At 43.8% G+C, this 16969-nt stretch carries 13 protein-coding genes; 4 read left to right on the forward strand and 9 right to left on the reverse strand.

The features are described from left to right. Positions 1-2 precede the first annotated feature (2 nt). Positions 3-521 carry an RNA polymerase sigma factor gene (locus AC59IL_RS17185; RefSeq protein WP_496553402.1) on the reverse strand — a complete coding sequence of 173 codons (519 nt, stop codon included), beginning with the start codon at positions 519-521 and terminating at the stop codon, positions 3-5. Between the two features lie 151 nt (positions 522-672). Then, entirely contained in the window at positions 673-1605 is a 933-nt protein-coding gene (locus AC59IL_RS17190; protein ID WP_496553403.1) for a TraB/GumN family protein, read from the reverse strand. Positions 1606-1994: 389 nt separating this feature from the next. Between AC59IL_RS17190 and AC59IL_RS17195 the strand changes: the two genes are divergently transcribed. The 3 genes from AC59IL_RS17195 (at position 1995) to AC59IL_RS17205 (ending at position 7920) form a co-directional block, all read left to right on the forward strand. Next, a complete protein-coding gene (locus AC59IL_RS17195; protein WP_496553404.1) occupies positions 1995-3911 on the forward strand; it encodes a DUF3857 domain-containing protein in 1917 nt (638 codons plus the stop codon). Between the two features lie 89 nt (positions 3912-4000). Next, positions 4001-5944 (forward strand): DUF3858 domain-containing protein, encoded by a 1944-nt coding sequence (locus tag AC59IL_RS17200; RefSeq protein WP_496553405.1) that lies wholly within the window; start codon positions 4001-4003, stop codon positions 5942-5944. Between the two features lie 92 nt (positions 5945-6036). Then, entirely contained in the window at positions 6037-7920 is a 1884-nt protein-coding gene (locus AC59IL_RS17205) for a DUF3857 domain-containing protein (RefSeq protein ID WP_496553406.1), read from the forward strand. Positions 7921-8001: 81 nt separating this feature from the next. Here AC59IL_RS17205 and AC59IL_RS17210 read toward each other — a convergent pair whose 3' ends face one another. Further along, complete coding sequence (locus tag AC59IL_RS17210) at positions 8002-8727, reverse strand: RNA methyltransferase (RefSeq protein ID WP_496553407.1); 726 nt, start codon at positions 8725-8727, stop codon at positions 8002-8004. 21 nt (positions 8728-8748) lie between these two features. Between AC59IL_RS17210 and AC59IL_RS17215 the strand changes: the two genes are divergently transcribed. After that, positions 8749-11127 (forward strand): BamA/TamA family outer membrane protein, encoded by a 2379-nt coding sequence (locus AC59IL_RS17215; RefSeq protein WP_496553408.1) that lies wholly within the window; start codon positions 8749-8751, stop codon positions 11125-11127. Positions 11128-11164: 37 nt separating this feature from the next. Here the strand turns inward: AC59IL_RS17215 and truB are convergent, their stop codons facing one another. The 6 genes from truB to AC59IL_RS17245 all read right to left on the reverse strand — a co-directional run bounded on the left by truB (position 11165) and on the right by AC59IL_RS17245 (position 16967). Further along, positions 11165-11860 carry a tRNA pseudouridine(55) synthase TruB gene (gene truB, locus AC59IL_RS17220; RefSeq protein WP_496553409.1) on the reverse strand — a complete coding sequence of 232 codons (696 nt, stop codon included), beginning with the start codon at positions 11858-11860 and terminating at the stop codon, positions 11165-11167. Between the two features lie 72 nt (positions 11861-11932). Continuing rightward, on the reverse strand, positions 11933-12445 hold the full coding sequence (locus AC59IL_RS17225) for a hypothetical protein (RefSeq protein ID WP_496553410.1): 513 nt from the start codon (positions 12443-12445) through the stop codon (positions 11933-11935). A gap of 55 nt (positions 12446-12500) precedes the next feature. Beyond that, positions 12501-13784 (reverse strand): DUF58 domain-containing protein, encoded by a 1284-nt coding sequence (locus AC59IL_RS17230; protein ID WP_496553411.1) that lies wholly within the window; start codon positions 13782-13784, stop codon positions 12501-12503. A gap of 157 nt (positions 13785-13941) precedes the next feature. Then, entirely contained in the window at positions 13942-14916 is a 975-nt protein-coding gene (locus tag AC59IL_RS17235; protein WP_496553412.1) for an AAA family ATPase, read from the reverse strand. A gap of 3 nt (positions 14917-14919) precedes the next feature. Then, positions 14920-16173 (reverse strand): DUF4350 domain-containing protein, encoded by a 1254-nt coding sequence (locus tag AC59IL_RS17240; protein ID WP_496553413.1) that lies wholly within the window; start codon positions 16171-16173, stop codon positions 14920-14922. Beyond that, complete coding sequence (locus AC59IL_RS17245; RefSeq protein ID WP_496553414.1) at positions 16170-16967, reverse strand: DUF4129 domain-containing protein; 798 nt, start codon at positions 16965-16967, stop codon at positions 16170-16172. The genes AC59IL_RS17240 and AC59IL_RS17245 overlap by 4 nt, the downstream gene beginning before the upstream one ends. Positions 16968-16969: the final 2 nt, after the last annotated feature.

Raw genomic sequence — 16969 nt, forward strand, 5'->3', positions numbered from 1 at the left:
TATTAACTTACCAACTTGTCAACCTGCGCAAACCTTTCCCGTAACTTCCCCTTTACGCGCCCGATCTTCGTTGCCACATTTGTTTCGGTAATTCCCAGAATCGCTGCCATTTCCTTATACGTTTTTTCTTCGAGGTATAGCAGCATCAGTGCCCTGTCGAGCTCATTCAACTCCATGATGAACTGATGCAGTAGTTTTATATGGGTTTCGGTATCGGTTTTAACCGGCTCATCGGGCCATTCAATAATCGCTTCGTGCCATGGCGATACATGCGCACGGCGTTTACTTTGTTTGCGATAATACGAAATAGATACGTTAAGCGCCACCCGGTACATCCAGGTAGAAAGTTGGTATACATCATTGTAGTTGTTGAACGAACGCCATAACTGCAGCACAATTTCCTGCAACAGGTCTTTACGATCTTCGGCATTGCGGCAATACATATTTGCCACCTTAAACAAAAGGCTTTTATGCTTTTCAATAATGCCGGTGAATTGCTGCTGGCTGATGTTCGGTTCCAAACTGGTGTTTATTAATTATTCGCAGCAGGGAGAGAAATATCACAGGAAATATTGAATATTGAATGTAGAATTTTGAATTTCGAAGGAAACAACCCAACGCGGATTCTAACTTCTACATTCATTTATTTAACATTCGACATTCGATATTGATTTATTGAGATTCCGTAATCCGGTTCTCATTTTTCATAGGCGTAACACGGTATCCTTTTTTACGCAGCAAATTAATTACGCCCTGTTCGCCCGGTAAATGGCCGGCGCCAACGGCAAATAAGGTGCAATGTTGTTTCATTATGTCGGGCATCTGTTCAACCCAGTGACGGTTACGGCCGTACAGTAACAGGTCCATATATTCATCCATACCGGGATCGCTTTTGTGCATCAGCGTATCCATGCGGTCGAGGTTTTGCTGGCGGTACACTTCTACCATTTCAAGCGTTACCTGTTTGTAGCTGTCGATGCTATCGATATAATTCACCAGGTCTTTTGCCTGCTTTTCATAAGGAATGCTGTCGAAAATCGACGCCTGAAACTCGGTTGTTTCAAGGCCCCTGATTTCTTTGTGGTATTGTTTGCTTTCGCGCATGATCAGTTCTTCCATGCCGTTTTTCTGCGAACAGTCCATCATTGATTCGCCGATCAGGCTGCTGATAAAATAGGGCTTAAAACGAACCATCATGCTTAAAGGCAGAGGAACCGAATTGTTTTTAAAATAGTTTTCTACCTTCTCATATTCTTCTTTGGTAAGCAGTTCGTTCAGCTTTTTGCCATCATTCATGCGCAGGTATTTCATGGAGCCCACCATTTCCATCAGGTTATCCATGTCGAGCTCAAAGTAAATGCGGTCGCAATATTTTATGGCCAGTTTCAGGGTATCGCTCAGGGTGGCGTCTTCGGCGCACAAAACGTGCATGGTGCCAAACAGGTACGAAGGGTGGGTTAACCCGTTGCCGCTTATCTTCCATAAAAGAGTGTTATCTAAGTGGTTATACGCCGGTTTAGGGGTTGTTGCATTTTCCTTTTTACCCGGTTTGTGCGAAAACTGGCCAAACCCTGCCATGGCAATGGCCATATAAACGATTAACATATTAGTTTTTTTCACTATCATATTCACGTGCTTTTACGCAACCTGATGTTTCTGGTTCAATTTTTTATTATAATTGCATAAATTAACCCTTATGAAACCCGACCAGTCCTTAACACCTGAGCAATTCCATCCCATTTTCAATATCATTCGGCCCCGCTAGGGCGGGGTGTATTCGTCACTATCAACAAAGCTAAAACGGCTGTTTGATATGAACGAATAAATTATTGACGAAAGCGCGACAGGGGGAATAAACGAATCAGACACCCGTTTATACCTTAATTAAATATCGAATTTAAAGTGATGAATGTTGAAGTAAGAACCCCCGGTTTGGTTTTCCCTTCGACATTCAAAATTCAACATTCAAAATTCGATACTTTAAATTACTGTTCATGAAACCCTTTGTTTGTAGCTGGTTGTTGCTTGCAATAGTAAATCTGTGCGTGGCACAAACAACCCTGCCCGAATTCGAAGACATTACCGAGGCCGATAAAAAACTAACCGAATGTCCGTTCGATAAAGAGGCCGATGCCATTGTGATCTTTGATGAAGCTTCTGCAGATCATAACGACCAATACAACCTCATTACTATCCGCCGCATTCGTCTGAAAATACTCAGGCAAAAAGGCATCCGTCATGGCGATATTGAAATACGTTATTATAGCAAAGACGATGCTGAGTACATCAGCGATATTCAGGCCTACACCTGCAATATCAATAACGGCGTTGCCGATATTAAAAAAGTTACCTCATCCTCTATTTACCGGCAAAAAGTAAATGAAAGGTGGTCGCAGGTTAAAATCGCTATGCCCGACGTTAAGGTGGGCAGCATCATTGAGTATAAATACACCACTACTTCCAAAAATTACAATTACCTCAACGACTGGTATTTTCAGGGCGAGCTGCCCGTAATGCATAGCCATTTTTCGCTGGTGGTTTTGCCAAATTATGAATTTGCCTATCGCATACATAAAAGCGACCACCTGCCTATAGTTGTTAAACAGGAAAAAGGATCGGGCAAAATATATTTCGAAATGAACGACATCGCCGGCCTGCGCGATGAACCGTTCATGGATGCCGAAAAAGATTACCTGCAGCATGTGGAGTTTCAGCTATCGGGCTACCAGAGCAATTTTGGCGGCACCAACAAATACATGACCACCTGGGATGAGCTTACCCGCGAGCTGATGCAAAACCAGTCGTTTGGCTCACAGTTATATAAAAACCTGTCGGGCTCCGACGCATTGCTGAACACCGTAAAGCTGATGGCTTCGCCATTTGATAAAATGTCGGCGATTTACAACTATGTGTATAAAAATATTGAATGGAACGGAATGAACGGCATTGGCGTAGTTGACGGTGTAAAAGAAGCCTGGGAAAAGAAGAAAGGCAGTTCAGCTGAAATAAACCTGATGATGATCAACCTGCTGAAAGAAGCCGGCCTGGAAGTATATCCCCTGCTGGTGAGCGAACGCGGGCATGGCAAGGTGAATGCCGATTATCCGTTTATCGACCAGTTTAATAAGGTAATGGCTTATGTGCTGATCGATAACCGCAAATATGTACTGGATGCTGCCGGTTCCTATACCCCTCCGTTCATGACACCATTTCCTGTAATTAACACCAAAGCATTTATTGTAAACCGTAAGAAAGGCGGCATTATTGACTTAACCGAAACAGACAAAAAAGATAAAAACCTGGTGATCATTAATGCAAAGGTTAATGAATCGGGCGCCATGGCCGGCGAGGCCTCTATTCAAAGCAGTGAATATGCACGCCTCACCCGCATCAAAGCCTGGGAGCGCGATAAAGGACGCTTTTCGGAAACCTATTATACAAAATATCAGGAGGGCATGCATATCGACAGTTTGAACATGCTCAATATCGAAAACGATAGCATGCCGTTGGAGCAACAGTTCAACTTTAATATTCCGCCCACTGTTAGCGGCGATTACAAACTGATTAACCTGAACCTGTTCAGCGGCATTGCCAAAAATCCATTCATATCCGACATCCGGTTTACCAATATCGATTACGGCAGTTTGCAAAACCATACGATAATAGAAGATATTGAGCTGCCGCCCACATTAAAAATCGAAAGCCTGCCTAAAAATGTACGAATGATCATGCCCGATACCAGCATCACGCTTAGCCGCATGATGGAAGTTAAAAACCACACCCTGTACGTTCGGTTTACCATAACAACCACCCGCAGTGTATTTACAGCCGATGACTATCCATACGTAAAAGATTTTTATAAAAAAATGGCGGATATTATGAACGAGCAGATTGTGTTGAAGAAAGAATAGAAAGTTGACAGGTTAACAGGTTAATAAGTTAACCGGTTAGCGATTGACCATTGACCATTCACCATTCACGATAATTAACCAAAAACACCATGAACCACAAACTATTAACCCTTATCAGCAGCCTGTTGTTTGCCGCAACCATACAGGCGCAACGGAACAGCGATGTGCCGTCATTTGGAAAAGTTGAAAAAGCCGAGCTCGAAATGAAGGAGTGTGAATTTGATAAAAAGGCCGAAGCCATTGTGCTGTTCGATGCCGGCGAGCTGTATTGCGACGTGGGCGGTATGGCAGCCAATATGCAACTGGAAAGGCATATCCGGATAAAGATCCTTAAAGACAAAGGATTAAAAAACGCCGACATACACATTCCCTACATGAGCTACCGCAATGTGGAATATATAAAGAACCTTACGGCCCAAACCTATAATCTCGATGCTTCGGGCAACATCATTACCACAAAGGTTGAAAAGAAACTTATTTACGAAAAGCCGGTCGATAAATATTATTCAGAAGAGATATTCACTTTTCCCGAAGCAAAGGCAGGCAGCATCATTGAATACAAATATACCCAGATATGGAGCGGCATCAGCCTTGAAAACTGGTATTTTCAGCGGTCGATACCCGTAAAATACAGCAGGTACCGGGTTGATTTTCCGAACGAGATCGAGATCTACTCCAACCCGCTTTGTGCATTGCCCTATGAGGCCAAAAAAGAATTAAAAAGCAACCGGGCCATACAGATCTATTCCATGAAAGATATACCGGCCCTGCGTGATGAGCCTTATATGAGCTGCGACAAAGATTATCTGCAACGCATCGATTTACGTTTTCTGGCCGTGAACTACCCTACCCATCGCCAAAGCCTGGTAAAAAGCTGGCCCGAAAGGATCAAAGAATTAATGGAAGATGAAGATTTTGGCATTCAGCTGAAAAGAAATATTCCCCGCACCACCGACCTCGATGAGCAGTTGAAAAACATAAGCGATCCTTACCGCAAAATGGTAACCATTCATGAATATGTACGTAAGAACATGGAGTGGAACGGGTATAAAAATATCTGGGCGATGAACGGCGTTCGTGCAGCCTGGAAAGATAAGAAAGGCACCAGCGGCGAAATTAACCTGATACTGGTTAACCTGCTCAAGGATGCCGACCTGAAAGCGCATGCGGTGCTGGTAAGTACCCGCGAACACGGCGTGGTTTCGAGCGCTGTGGCCGATGTTAAACAGTTCGACAAAGTATTGGCCTATGTTGAAATAGGCAATCACGTATATGTGCTCGACGCCACCGAAAAATTCACACCGTCCCATTTAATTCCACGCAATGTGATGTATAGCGAAGGGCTGGTGATAGAAAAACCCGAAACCTTTGAATGGGGATGGAAGCCATTGTGGGACGATAAAAAGCTGGAGAAAAATATTTTGATCCTGCAGGCTGCTATCGATGATGCCGGCATTATGAAAGGCCACGTTTCGCTCAACAGCTACGACTATGCGCGGCTTGAACGCATACCCGACGCCAAAAAAGAAAAAAGCAAATTCCTCGAGAAGTACTTTACAGCCGATAACCCCGGCGCTAAAATCGACAGCCTTGAATTTGAAAACCTCGACGCCGATTCTTTGCCGCTGGTGCAAAAAGTTCAGTTCAGTATGCCCGTAAACTCGTCGGGCGATTATGAATACTTTTCAGTTAATATGTTCAGCGGGTTAGAAAAAAACCAGTTCGTAGCCGACAACCGCTTTTCGGATGTATTTTTTGGCGTTAACCAGTCGTACAGCATCATAGCCAATATTACTATTCCGGAAGGATACCAGTTCGAAACCCTGCCCAAAAGCATGCGCATGATTATGCCCGATACAAGCATTTCCATTATCAGGCGGGTGGCTTCAGAAGGCAACCAGGTATCGGTTCGAATGTCGCTTGACTTTAATAAACCCCTGTTCTCTGTGCAGGAATACCCCGATTTTAAAGAATTTTATAAACAATTATTTACCCTGTTAAGCGAACAGATCGCCATAAAGAAGAAAAGCTAAAATGCAATTTCTGATTTAGAGATTTTGGGATTTCTGGAGTTAAATCACAAAATCTCTAAATCCCGAAATCTCAAAATAAAAAAGTGACACGAATGAAAAAGTGTTTATTGATTACAGCCCTCGCCCTTATAACCTGTAGCGTTACTGCACAGATTGGTGATCTGTCGACGGTGCCGGAAGCCGTTAAAAAAGACGCAGATGTGATAAAACGGTTCGAAGATATCTTTTTCGAAGTAACCGATATCGACCGGGCATCATTAAAAGTGCACCAGATTTATACCATTCTTAATGAAGATGGAAAGTATATTTTAAACTTTTATCAGCATACCTATAAATTTACCGTTTTGGGCGATGTGGAGATTAAAGTGTACGACGCCTTTGGCAAACAGGTTTTGAAGTATAAGAAAAAAGACCTTGCCAGTATTGCCCTGGGAGAAGGATTGGTTGATGACGGAAAAACCTGGTATGTTTCAATTCCGGCAGGTTCATACCCGGTTACGGTTGAATTTGAATACGACCTGCGTTATAAAGGAACTTTGAACTACCCCACCTATCGAATACTGTACCCCGGCGAGGGTGTTGAAAACTCAAGCTTTACCGCTAAAATTCCCAAAGAGCTCGATATGCGGTATAAAGAAAAGAACATTTTTCTGAAACCGGTAATAACCGAAGATGACAAATACAAATTTTATAAGTGGTCGGTAAAAAACCTGGCTCCTATTAAATACGAATCGCGGGCCGTAACTTACAGCGAACGGTACCCCAGCATACGGCTGGCGCCCAATAAATTTCAGATGGACGATTACCAGGGCGATATGAGCACCTGGAAGAATTTTGGCATATGGTATACTTCCCTGGTTAAGGGCATTGATGTTTTTCCCGATGCCAAAAAAGAATTTTTCCGAAAACTGGTAGCCAATGTTCCGGATGAGCGCGAAAAAATAAGGATCATATATGAATACCTTCAGAAGAACTTCAGGTATGTAAGTATACAGCTGGGCATCGGAGGTTACAAACCCTTCCCCGCCGCTTTTACCGATGATAAAAAATATGGCGATTGTAAAGGATTAAGCAATTATATACATGCCGCGCTGGATGCCGTGGGCATTAAAAGCTATCTGGCGCTTATTAACCGCGAATCGGATGGCGTGCCTGTTGACCCCGCTTTTCCGTGTAACGAATTCAACCATGCCATTGTAATGGCGCCTCTTAAAACAGATACGGTATGGCTTGAGTGTACCAGCAATACGCTCGATTTTGGCATGCTTGATATCAGTACCGAAAACAGAAATGCGCTGGTGATCACCGACCAGGGCGGTGTGCTGGTGCCTACCCCCGTAACCCATGCCGATGAAAACAGGTTTGCAGCCCACACCGTTATTGAACTGCAGGAAAGCGGCGAAGGCAAAAGTGTTACCACCTTTACCACTGCCGGTGTGTATAAAGATGATGTACGCAATGTGCTGAATGCAAAAACCGACGACCAGAAAGAACATATCGTGCAAACGTGGGGCTTTAAACAACCGGATGATTTTATTCTGACTAAAAAAGATGATAACTACCGCGTTGCCACCCTCGAAATGGCGGTTGAAAAAGTGCCTGAATTTATAGCCGGCAATAAAATGTTTTTATGTTCGCGTATATACAAACTATGGCAACATAAAATGCCCGACTATCCGAACAGAACGCAGGATTTTTATTTCGACTTTCCTCTTTACAAAACCGATACAACCGTATTAAAATTACCGGCCAAATGTTCGGTAGACGCATTGCCAAAACCCAAAGAATTGTCGTGCGCCTATGCTACCTACACTACAAAATACTGGTATAACGAAACAGAAAAATCGGTGTATTCAACCGCATCGCTGGTTTTAAAACAGCATAAAATTCCCGCTGCTAAATATGCCGAAGTAAAGAAGTTTTTTGATGATGTGTTGCTGGATGATACGCAAAGAATAGTGGTGAAGAAAGAGTAAGTTACAGGTTGCAGGTTTCAGGTTTCAGGGACTTGTTGCCGGCTTTCCCTTGTAACTTGTAACCTGTAACCTGAAACGTTTTCAGAGTATATGTGATAATATAATCCCCGTTGCAACAGCCGCATTCAGCGATTCAGCCTGCCCTTTACGTGCGATGGTGATGCGGTGACGGCTTACAGCAAGTACCTGGTCGCTGATGCCTTTCGACTCATTGCCGATAATAATAATACCTTCTTTTACCGGCGGCAACTGCCTCAGATCGGTTCCGTCGAGAACCGCCGCATATGTAGGCAGTTCGGGTTCCCCGGCAAGCAATTCGTGCAACGGCGTATAGATTACCTGCACCCGGGCAATGCTGCCCATCGACGACTGCACCACTTTGGGGTTAAAAGCATCGGCGCAATCGGGGCTGCAAAATATACGCGAAATACCAAACCAGTCGGCACAACGGATAATGGTGCCCAGGTTGCCCGGGTCCTGTATGGTATCGAGCATCAGACTAATAGTATTTCGTAAAGGCCTGTGCGCCGGAAATACAGGTTTTTTAAAAACACCCAATACCTGGTTAGGGGTTTGTAACAGTGATATGCGTTCAAGCTCCGAATTGCTTACTTCGTTCACAGGTATGGCCATCCAGTTTTGTTCCTGTATCCATTCTTTTACGGCAAACAGTTGCTGAACCGGTATATTGGCACTTAATAAATCGTTAATTAGCTTAGGTCCTTCGGCTACAAACACATCTTCACTATCTCTCAATTTTTTGTGGCTTAAACTTTGAATATATTTGACCTGTGATTTAATCAACATTGCATTCTGTTTAAACTAAATATGTTATTAGCCCGGCAAGTTACTGTATTTAAAGTTGTTCGATATATTACCTGCTTCGCATTCGTGGTGGCGTTGTTTGCATCCTGCACGGTACCCAGAAAATTTCAGCCAGGTAAGCCCTTTGTATACAAAACCAATATTAATGTAAACGGCAATGTGCCCGATAAACTTCAACTGAACGAACGGCTGCAAAACCAGCTCGACGACAGTTTAAAAACCCGCATCATTTCCTATGCAGGTATCTATCGGAAATTGTATAAGCCCCCTGTTTTTGATACTACCAATATCGGGCGTTCCCGCATCTTCATGACAAGCCTGTTGCATTCGCTCGGTTACTTTCATCCTGATATTCGCGATACGTTCAGAATTGATACGGTACGCGACCAATACCGGGTACATATTAATTTTACGATCATTCCCGGCAAAGTATTACGGCTCGATTCAGTTGGTTATGCGCTCAACCAACCCGAGCTGCAGCAGCTGGCCCTGCGCAACCGCGATAAATCGGTGTTAAAAAAGAACGATCCTTATTCGCTGCAAAATGTGTCGGACGAAATAGACCGGCTTTTAATCATCTTCAAAAACAGCGGATATTATAAATTCAATAAAGAAGACCTTTTTGCTGAGGTAGATACGGTAGTGGCGGCCCTGATCGACCCTACCCTTGACCCGTTTGAACAGTACAGGTTGCTCGATTCATTACGTAAAAAAAGAGAGAACCCGACCATTAATGTAGTGATCAAACAACAACCGGTGAAAGACAGCAGCCGGCTGAAAAAGTTTTATATAGGCAATGTTACCGTTTACCCCGAAGCCAGCTATCTCGAAGATTCGCTGATGACCCAAAAAGATACCACTCAAATAAAGAACTATAAATTTATATACGGCACCCGAAAGTTTAAACTGCCTTTTATTGCCGATAATATTACCATAAGGCCCGGCTCGTTATACAACCAGCGACGATATTACCGAACCATCAACAACTTTACATCGCTGGGGGCCTGGCAAAACGTAGATATTGACCTGCAGGAACGCTTTGATACGTCGCGGCCAATACTGGATGCCACCATAAAGCTATACCCGGCGCCTAAACAAAACCTGAACCTTTCGTTCGAAACCAGCCGCAACGTAAGCGATATTTATACCACCGGCCAGTTATTTGGTATAGGATTAAACGGGCGATTGCTGAATCGTAATGCGTTTCGCGAAGCCATTCAAACCTTAACCAGCGCCCGGTTCGGGATTGAATTGGGTACCCATCTTATTCAAACACTGCAGGTAAGCCTGTCGCATACCATTAACTTTCCAAAGTTCATACTACCGAAAACGGGTTTGTTACGATGGATAAAACCCGACAGCCTCATCAATCCGCATACACTGTTAAACTTAAATAGCGCCTACACCGACCGGAAAGACCTGTTCCAATCGCGTTCGTTCAACACGTCGTGGGGATATGAATGGACCAAGGGCAGACGGCGCGAGGACCAGGACCAGCCGGGACAAAAATGGAGAAAAACCTGGCAGTTCATTCCCTTCAATTATGAATATACCGATGTACAGAAAACCGACAGTCTTAGAGACCTGGAGCGGTTGATTCCCTCCTACAAATTTGCATTTAACAGCGGATTGATCATTAGTACCATCGGAAGTATTACAACCGGTTTTGAGAAGGGTGGCAAACTAACCCTGTTGCGCGCCCGTGTTGAAGAAAGCGGGGGCTTGTGGGGCTTTATTAAAAAGCTTGAACTGGGTCCTTTAGCCCGTTTCATTAAGATCGACGGGGAAATGAAACATTATATTAATTACAAGCATTCGTCCTGGGCATTCAGGACCTATGCCGGTTACGGTTTTGTATATGGTAAAAAAGATACCGGCGACGGAAAAATAGTAAATGAAAACACCCTCCCCTTCTTTAAGGCATTTTTTGCCGGAGGCCCATACAGCATGCGCGCCTGGCCCATTCGCAAACTGGGCCCGGGTTCATCAAATTTATACGACCATGGCGATACAACGGCAGAACGGTTCGGCAACATGCAATTAGAGTTTAATACCGAGTTTCGTTTTAATATAACCACCATTGCAGGTATTAAAGTGAACAGCGCCCTATTTGTAGATATGGGGAATATATGGAGTACGGAACTATACCCGGGAACCAGCACCAAAGTTCCTGAAGCATCTTTTAACCTCGGCCGACTGTATAAAGACCTTGCCATAGGCGCCGGGACCAGCTTACGATTCGATTTCGACTTCTTTTTAATAAGATTAGACTGGGCCTACCGCATAAAGGACCCGTTGTATGCATCACAAAATGATGGATGGCTGCATGATATACGCCTGTTCGATGGTCAGTTTCAGCTCGGCATCGGACATCCGTTTTAGAAAATCCGAAGTACGAAGTATGAAGAACCTGTATTTCTTACTTATTACTTACTACTTCCCTGATCCAGCTCTCCGCCTGCTCCATCGTCATCGATTTATCGAGGGTAAAAGAACCTATACGGGTGCGGCAAAGACTGCTGAGATGCGCCCCGCAACCGGCCATTGCGCCTACATCATTGGCCAGACTGCGAATATAGGTGCCGGTTGAACATACTACCCTGAAGTGCACCACGGGTAATTCAACAGCGGTAATTTCAAATTCTTTGATGGTTATTTTCCGTGGCTCCAGTTCAATAGTTTGTCCTTTGCGCGCCAGTTCATACACGCGTTTGCCATCTTTTTTAATGGCCGAATGCATGGGCGGCACCTGTAATATTTCGCCTGTGAACTGTTGCGCGATTGCCTGTAATTGTGCGGGCGTTACGGCGCTATAATCTTTAAAATTTATGGGTTCGCTTTCGAGGTCGTATGTGGGCGTGGTAGCGCCGAAGGTAAACGTGCCTGTATATTCTTTTTCCTGCGCCATATATTCGTTGATGCGCTTGGTAAATTTACCGGTACACAAAATCAGCAAGCCGGTGGCCAGCGGATCGAGCGTTCCGGCATGCCCCACCTTTTTTATTTTAATAAGCGAGCGTATTTTTCGAACTACATCGAACGATGTCCATTCAAGTGGCTTATTGATCAGTAAAACCTGTCCATCTTCAAATGTATTATTAGGCGTCTGTTGCATTTAGGCGCGAAGCTAATTTGAAAATGTGACAATTTGAAAATTTGAAAATGGCGGTACCGTTGTTACAGCGATTCAATTTTTATTAAAAACCAAAGCATCCTTTAATATCCAGTTTATGCCATCTTTACTGGTTTCGTAGCTCATTTTAAAAGAGGTGGCCGATAATTTTTCGTATATAAAATGTTGAAAAACAAGTCCGCTTTGCGAATAAAATTCATTGGTGGTCAAAATCAATTTGCCTTCTTTAAAGCCATCACTTACAAATTTCCGGTGGCCCCTGAAATTATCAAAAATATACGCTACGAATTGGCCGGTATTCGCATCCACCCCCCACATCGAAACAGCTTTATACCTGTTAGGCAATTTATCGGTATGTTCATATGTTATCCAGCTGCTATCTAATGAAAGTTTGAAAACACAATCGGCAGCTATTTTTTTCCCGTTTGCAAACGATCCGTCGCCCGACCAGTTACCTGTAAAAAAATTAATGAAATCATCGGGAAGCTTATTGGCTGCATTCGTTTGTGATTGTGCGTACAACGAGGCACTTATAATAATGGAAAATAATAGTATAATTTTTTTCATTCTTTTATCAAACTAAAGTGTTCGGTTGTTATTAACTCCTGTTTACAGATGTAATTTAAATCGCCTGGCGGGCCTTCAGCTCAAGATATTTATTAACGGTATTAACGGTGAGATTTTGCGGTGCAGTGAGAATCGTGAAAATGCCGTGCTGCTGTAGCTCTTTTACGATCAGCCGCTTTTCATACACAAACTTTTCGGCAATGGTTTTTGTGTACAGCGATTCAATGTCCTCGGCCCGGTCGCTGGTAAGCTGGCGCAATTCGGTATTTTCAAAAAACACCACCAGCACCAGGTGATTGCGTGCAATATGACGAATATAGGGCAACTGCCGCTGCAGGCCCGATAACGATTCGAAATTGGTGAATAATACGATCAGGCTGCGCTGGGTTATACGCATGCGTATATGCGCATACAATTTCTCAAAATCGCTTTCGAGGAATTTAGTTTGCTGATTATACAAGGTTTCAAGAATAGAACCCATTTGCGCGGCTTTACGATCAGCCGGCAAATAATGGCCTATATTTTCAGCAAAGGTGATCAGCCCTGCCCTATCCTGCTTAATTAAAGCAACCCTCGACAAAATGAGCGTGGCATTAATGGCATAATCGAGCAGCGTCATGCCCTCAAAAGGCATTTTCATCACGCGGCCTTTGTCGATCACACAATATACCTGCTGACTGCGTTCATCGGTATAATTATTAACCATCAGCTGACCGCCTTTGCGGGCTGTGGCCTTCCAGTTTATACTGCGAATATCATCGCCGGTAACATATTCCTTGATTTGCTCAAACTCAAGACTGTGGCCGATCTTTCTAATCTTACGGCTGCCTGCTTCGGCCAGGTTATTTGAATAAGCCAACAATTCAAACTGCCGCAGCGCCAGATACGAAGGCAACACTTTCACCACCTGATGCCCTTCGTTCTTTATACGGCGCACCACTAACTGCAGCGGGCTTTTTACAAATACATTGGTATCGTGAAACACATATTCGCCCCGTTCAACCGGACGCAGCATGTACACTATGTTTTTCTGTTCGTCGCTGTTCAGTACGCCATCAACCAGAAAATCGCGTTGCTGAAATTGTATGGGTATTTCATCGATCACTTTTACTGAAATGCGAAAATGATACCGGTTGGTAACAGACAATTCTACTTTATTACTATCGCCGTTACTAAACCGTTCGGCCATGATACGTTCAATTTTCAACCCGTTCCTGCGCGAAAACAGCAGTATATAATCAAACAGCACCATTAAAACAAAAAAGGCCAGTGCTATTTGCGCTACCCTGTATAGCACCACCCAGTTGTACGACAGCACAAAAAGCAATATAACCCCCACAAACGTCCAGTAAAACCGCCGTGCGAAAAATAGAGGCCTTATGTATCTATTATAGAATCCCATTAAATTAATTCATGAGTTTACACTTGAGGTGCAGTTGCAAGGTACAAGGTTACAGGGAACCGGTTTCACCGGAAAGCCTTGTACCTTGTAACCTTTACCGTGGTACTTCAATACTCGTAATAATCTGCTGTATCACATCATCGGTACTTGCGCCTTCCATTTCCTTTTCAGGTGTTAATACAATACGGTGGCGCAATACAGCGGGTATGATGTAAATAATATCATCGGGTGTAACAAAATCTCGACCACGCATAGCCGCCAGCGCCTTGGCGCCGTTTAAAATACCGATCGATGCACGGGGCGAAGCGCCGAGGTATATCGACTTATGGTTACGTGTATTTGCAACGATACTTGTAATAAAGGTGATCAGCTTTTCTTCAACATGTATGGTGCGAACCTGCCGCCGCAACTCGTGTATCTGTGTGGCAGTTAAAGCGGGCGTTACCTGTGTGAGCATATCTTCAAGGTTCGATTGATGATGCTGCAACACAATGCGAAACTCCTGCTCGGCCGTAGGATAGGTTACATTTATCTTGAACAAAAACCGGTCTAACTGCGCTTCGGGCAAATGATAGGTTCCCTCCTGTTCAATGGGATTCTGTGTGGCCACCACCATAAACGGTGTCGACAGCAGGTACGAATGACCATCTACCGTTATCTGCCGCTCTTCCATCACTTCAAACAAAGCGGCCTGTGTTTTGGCCGGGGCGCGGTTGATTTCATCGATCAGTACAATGTTGCTGAATATAGGTCCTTTATTGAACTGAAAACTGGTGTCTTTAGGATTGAAGATCGATGTACCGATCACATCACTGGGCATCAGGTCGGGCGTGAACTGAATACGCGAAAAGCCCACCGATATGCTTTTGCTCAGCAATTTGGCGGTAAGCGTTTTAGCCACTCCGGGCACTCCTTCAATCAGTACATGTCCGTCGGCCAGTATAGCTGCCAGCAATAATTCAACCATTTGCTCCTGTCCTACTATCACTTTACCAATCTCCTGCTTTAAATTATCTACCGATTGCTGCAGCGCGCTCAGATCGGTTCGAACATCGAAAAAGTTTTCCATGTATTATGCGTATTTATAAAAATGCTCCAATTTACGGTTCAGTTCCAGTAGTCCTTCATCCGAAACAGAAGGCTCATCCTGCAACATATTCATGTAATATAACAATTCGCTGATGGCATCGGTATCATAACCGGTTTTCCAGGCAAGCCTCTTTGCAAATTCGGGATCGCGGAGCGATAATCTTATACTATAGCGGCCACGTACATGGTCCTGAAAATGCACGGTCATTTTTTGCGCCAGGTTTTTATTGTCATGACGCTGAAAATACAACCGGCCGATTGTTTTGACAAAATCGAGCGATGCGTTTTTTAATGGCGGTATCACCGGTATAATACGCTGCTTTCTTTTCGACTCAAAAAGATAAAGAATAAGTAACAATATTAACAACAGTGGTAAAGCCTGCTTTAAACCGGTTTGCCCCGAAGCCCATCCAAATGCACTGAATCCTTTTCCACTGTTAGCCGATCCGCTGTTTTCACTACCCCTTTCGTGATACCTGAAATATTCATCCCACTTTACCACCTCGGTACTTTTGGGCAGGTAGCTCAGTACGTTATCGTAATACGATTTATTTTCCTTGTGCAGCAAAAAGAAATTGGTAAACGCCATGGGAGCCAGATGAATATACAGCGATCCGCCGCCCTCGTAGGAGAAACGAACAAAATTCGCCCGACCCAACTTATCTTTTCCCAGGATTGTGGTGATCGATGAATCCATCGATTCGATATAATTATCCAGTGCTATGCCCGGATAGGTATATGACAGCGAATCATTGGTAATGGGATTGTTGACGCTCACCGTAAGCGAATCTTTATTGTTATAATAGCTGGTGTAAAACGCTGTTTTTAACCGCAGGCTATCTAACAATGTTTCGCCGATGCTTAATGCCGAAATAAACACATGCTGCCCCTGCGACACCATGCGCAATAAAGCCGTTACTTCATTGTCGTCGGGTATTACATGATTCGAAATGATGATATAGCTTGTTTTTTGATTATCGGTCGAATAATCATCATCCGTTTTTTCTTTTAAACTAAATGTTTTGTACCGGTCGGGTGACTTTTTGCTGATGAGCACGCTGGCATTGGGAAAAATATTTTGCAGATTTTCATAGGCATACCAGGTACCATAGGGAATTTTATCGTTCCGCCACAGGGTTACCCGCTTGTTCATGCGTTTCGATTGGCCGCAACTGCCTATCAGACCGGCTATTGCTACCAGCCATATTAATAAACGGTATCGTGCTGTTTGTTTCAAGAATTCACTGCGTTGTAAAAATGCCTGAAATTATTGTATACTATTTCAAATTGTTCACTGGTTAAGGCAAACTCGCCATACCACACATAATCATATACCCGGGTAAGAAAATCAAACTCATTGGCCAGCTTACGCCCCCTCATCTGATTCACATATTCATAATTGGTAGCCTCGGCATGAAAACGGATCCATTGCCGCTGGTTCAACACTTGTAAAGCTTTCAGATACATAAAACGAACAGCCGTGCGGTGATCGTTTTGATCAATGGCTTTTTGAATCTTTTCGTCGAGGGTTTCATCTTCAATATTCATCGGTTCATCATCATCATTATGCTTTATCTTCTTCGACCGATAAAATAAAAACAGGTTATTTACCACAACGATGCGGTAAATAACGAACAGAAAAAATGCAATGAGTAAACTATATACTATTGTTCTTACAGCAACATTGCTGAAAAAACCATAGAAATAATCCCAGAAATCTTTTCGTTCTTCAACCACCTGGGGTTCGTTTACCCAATAGCTTGCGTCGTTGGCGTACGCAAAATCTTTTTGCTTTTGTATTTTTTTAGCTACTGAGTCGGGCACATGCCTGAAAACAAATGGCTCAGGTATAGCGGTTGATGTGTTGCCGGCAACAGGTTCTTCCTCCGGAGGCGCCACCACCGATTCGCTGTCTTCAACGTCCTGTGCATGCAGGGTTTGCCAGGGTACGATAGCAAACAGCATCAGCACCGACAGCAGCAACACCTTTACATTCGGTTGCCTTAATTTATATGAAGCATATTGGTTCATTG

The sequence above is a fragment of the Niastella sp. sgz303648 genome, from assembly GCF_059587045.1.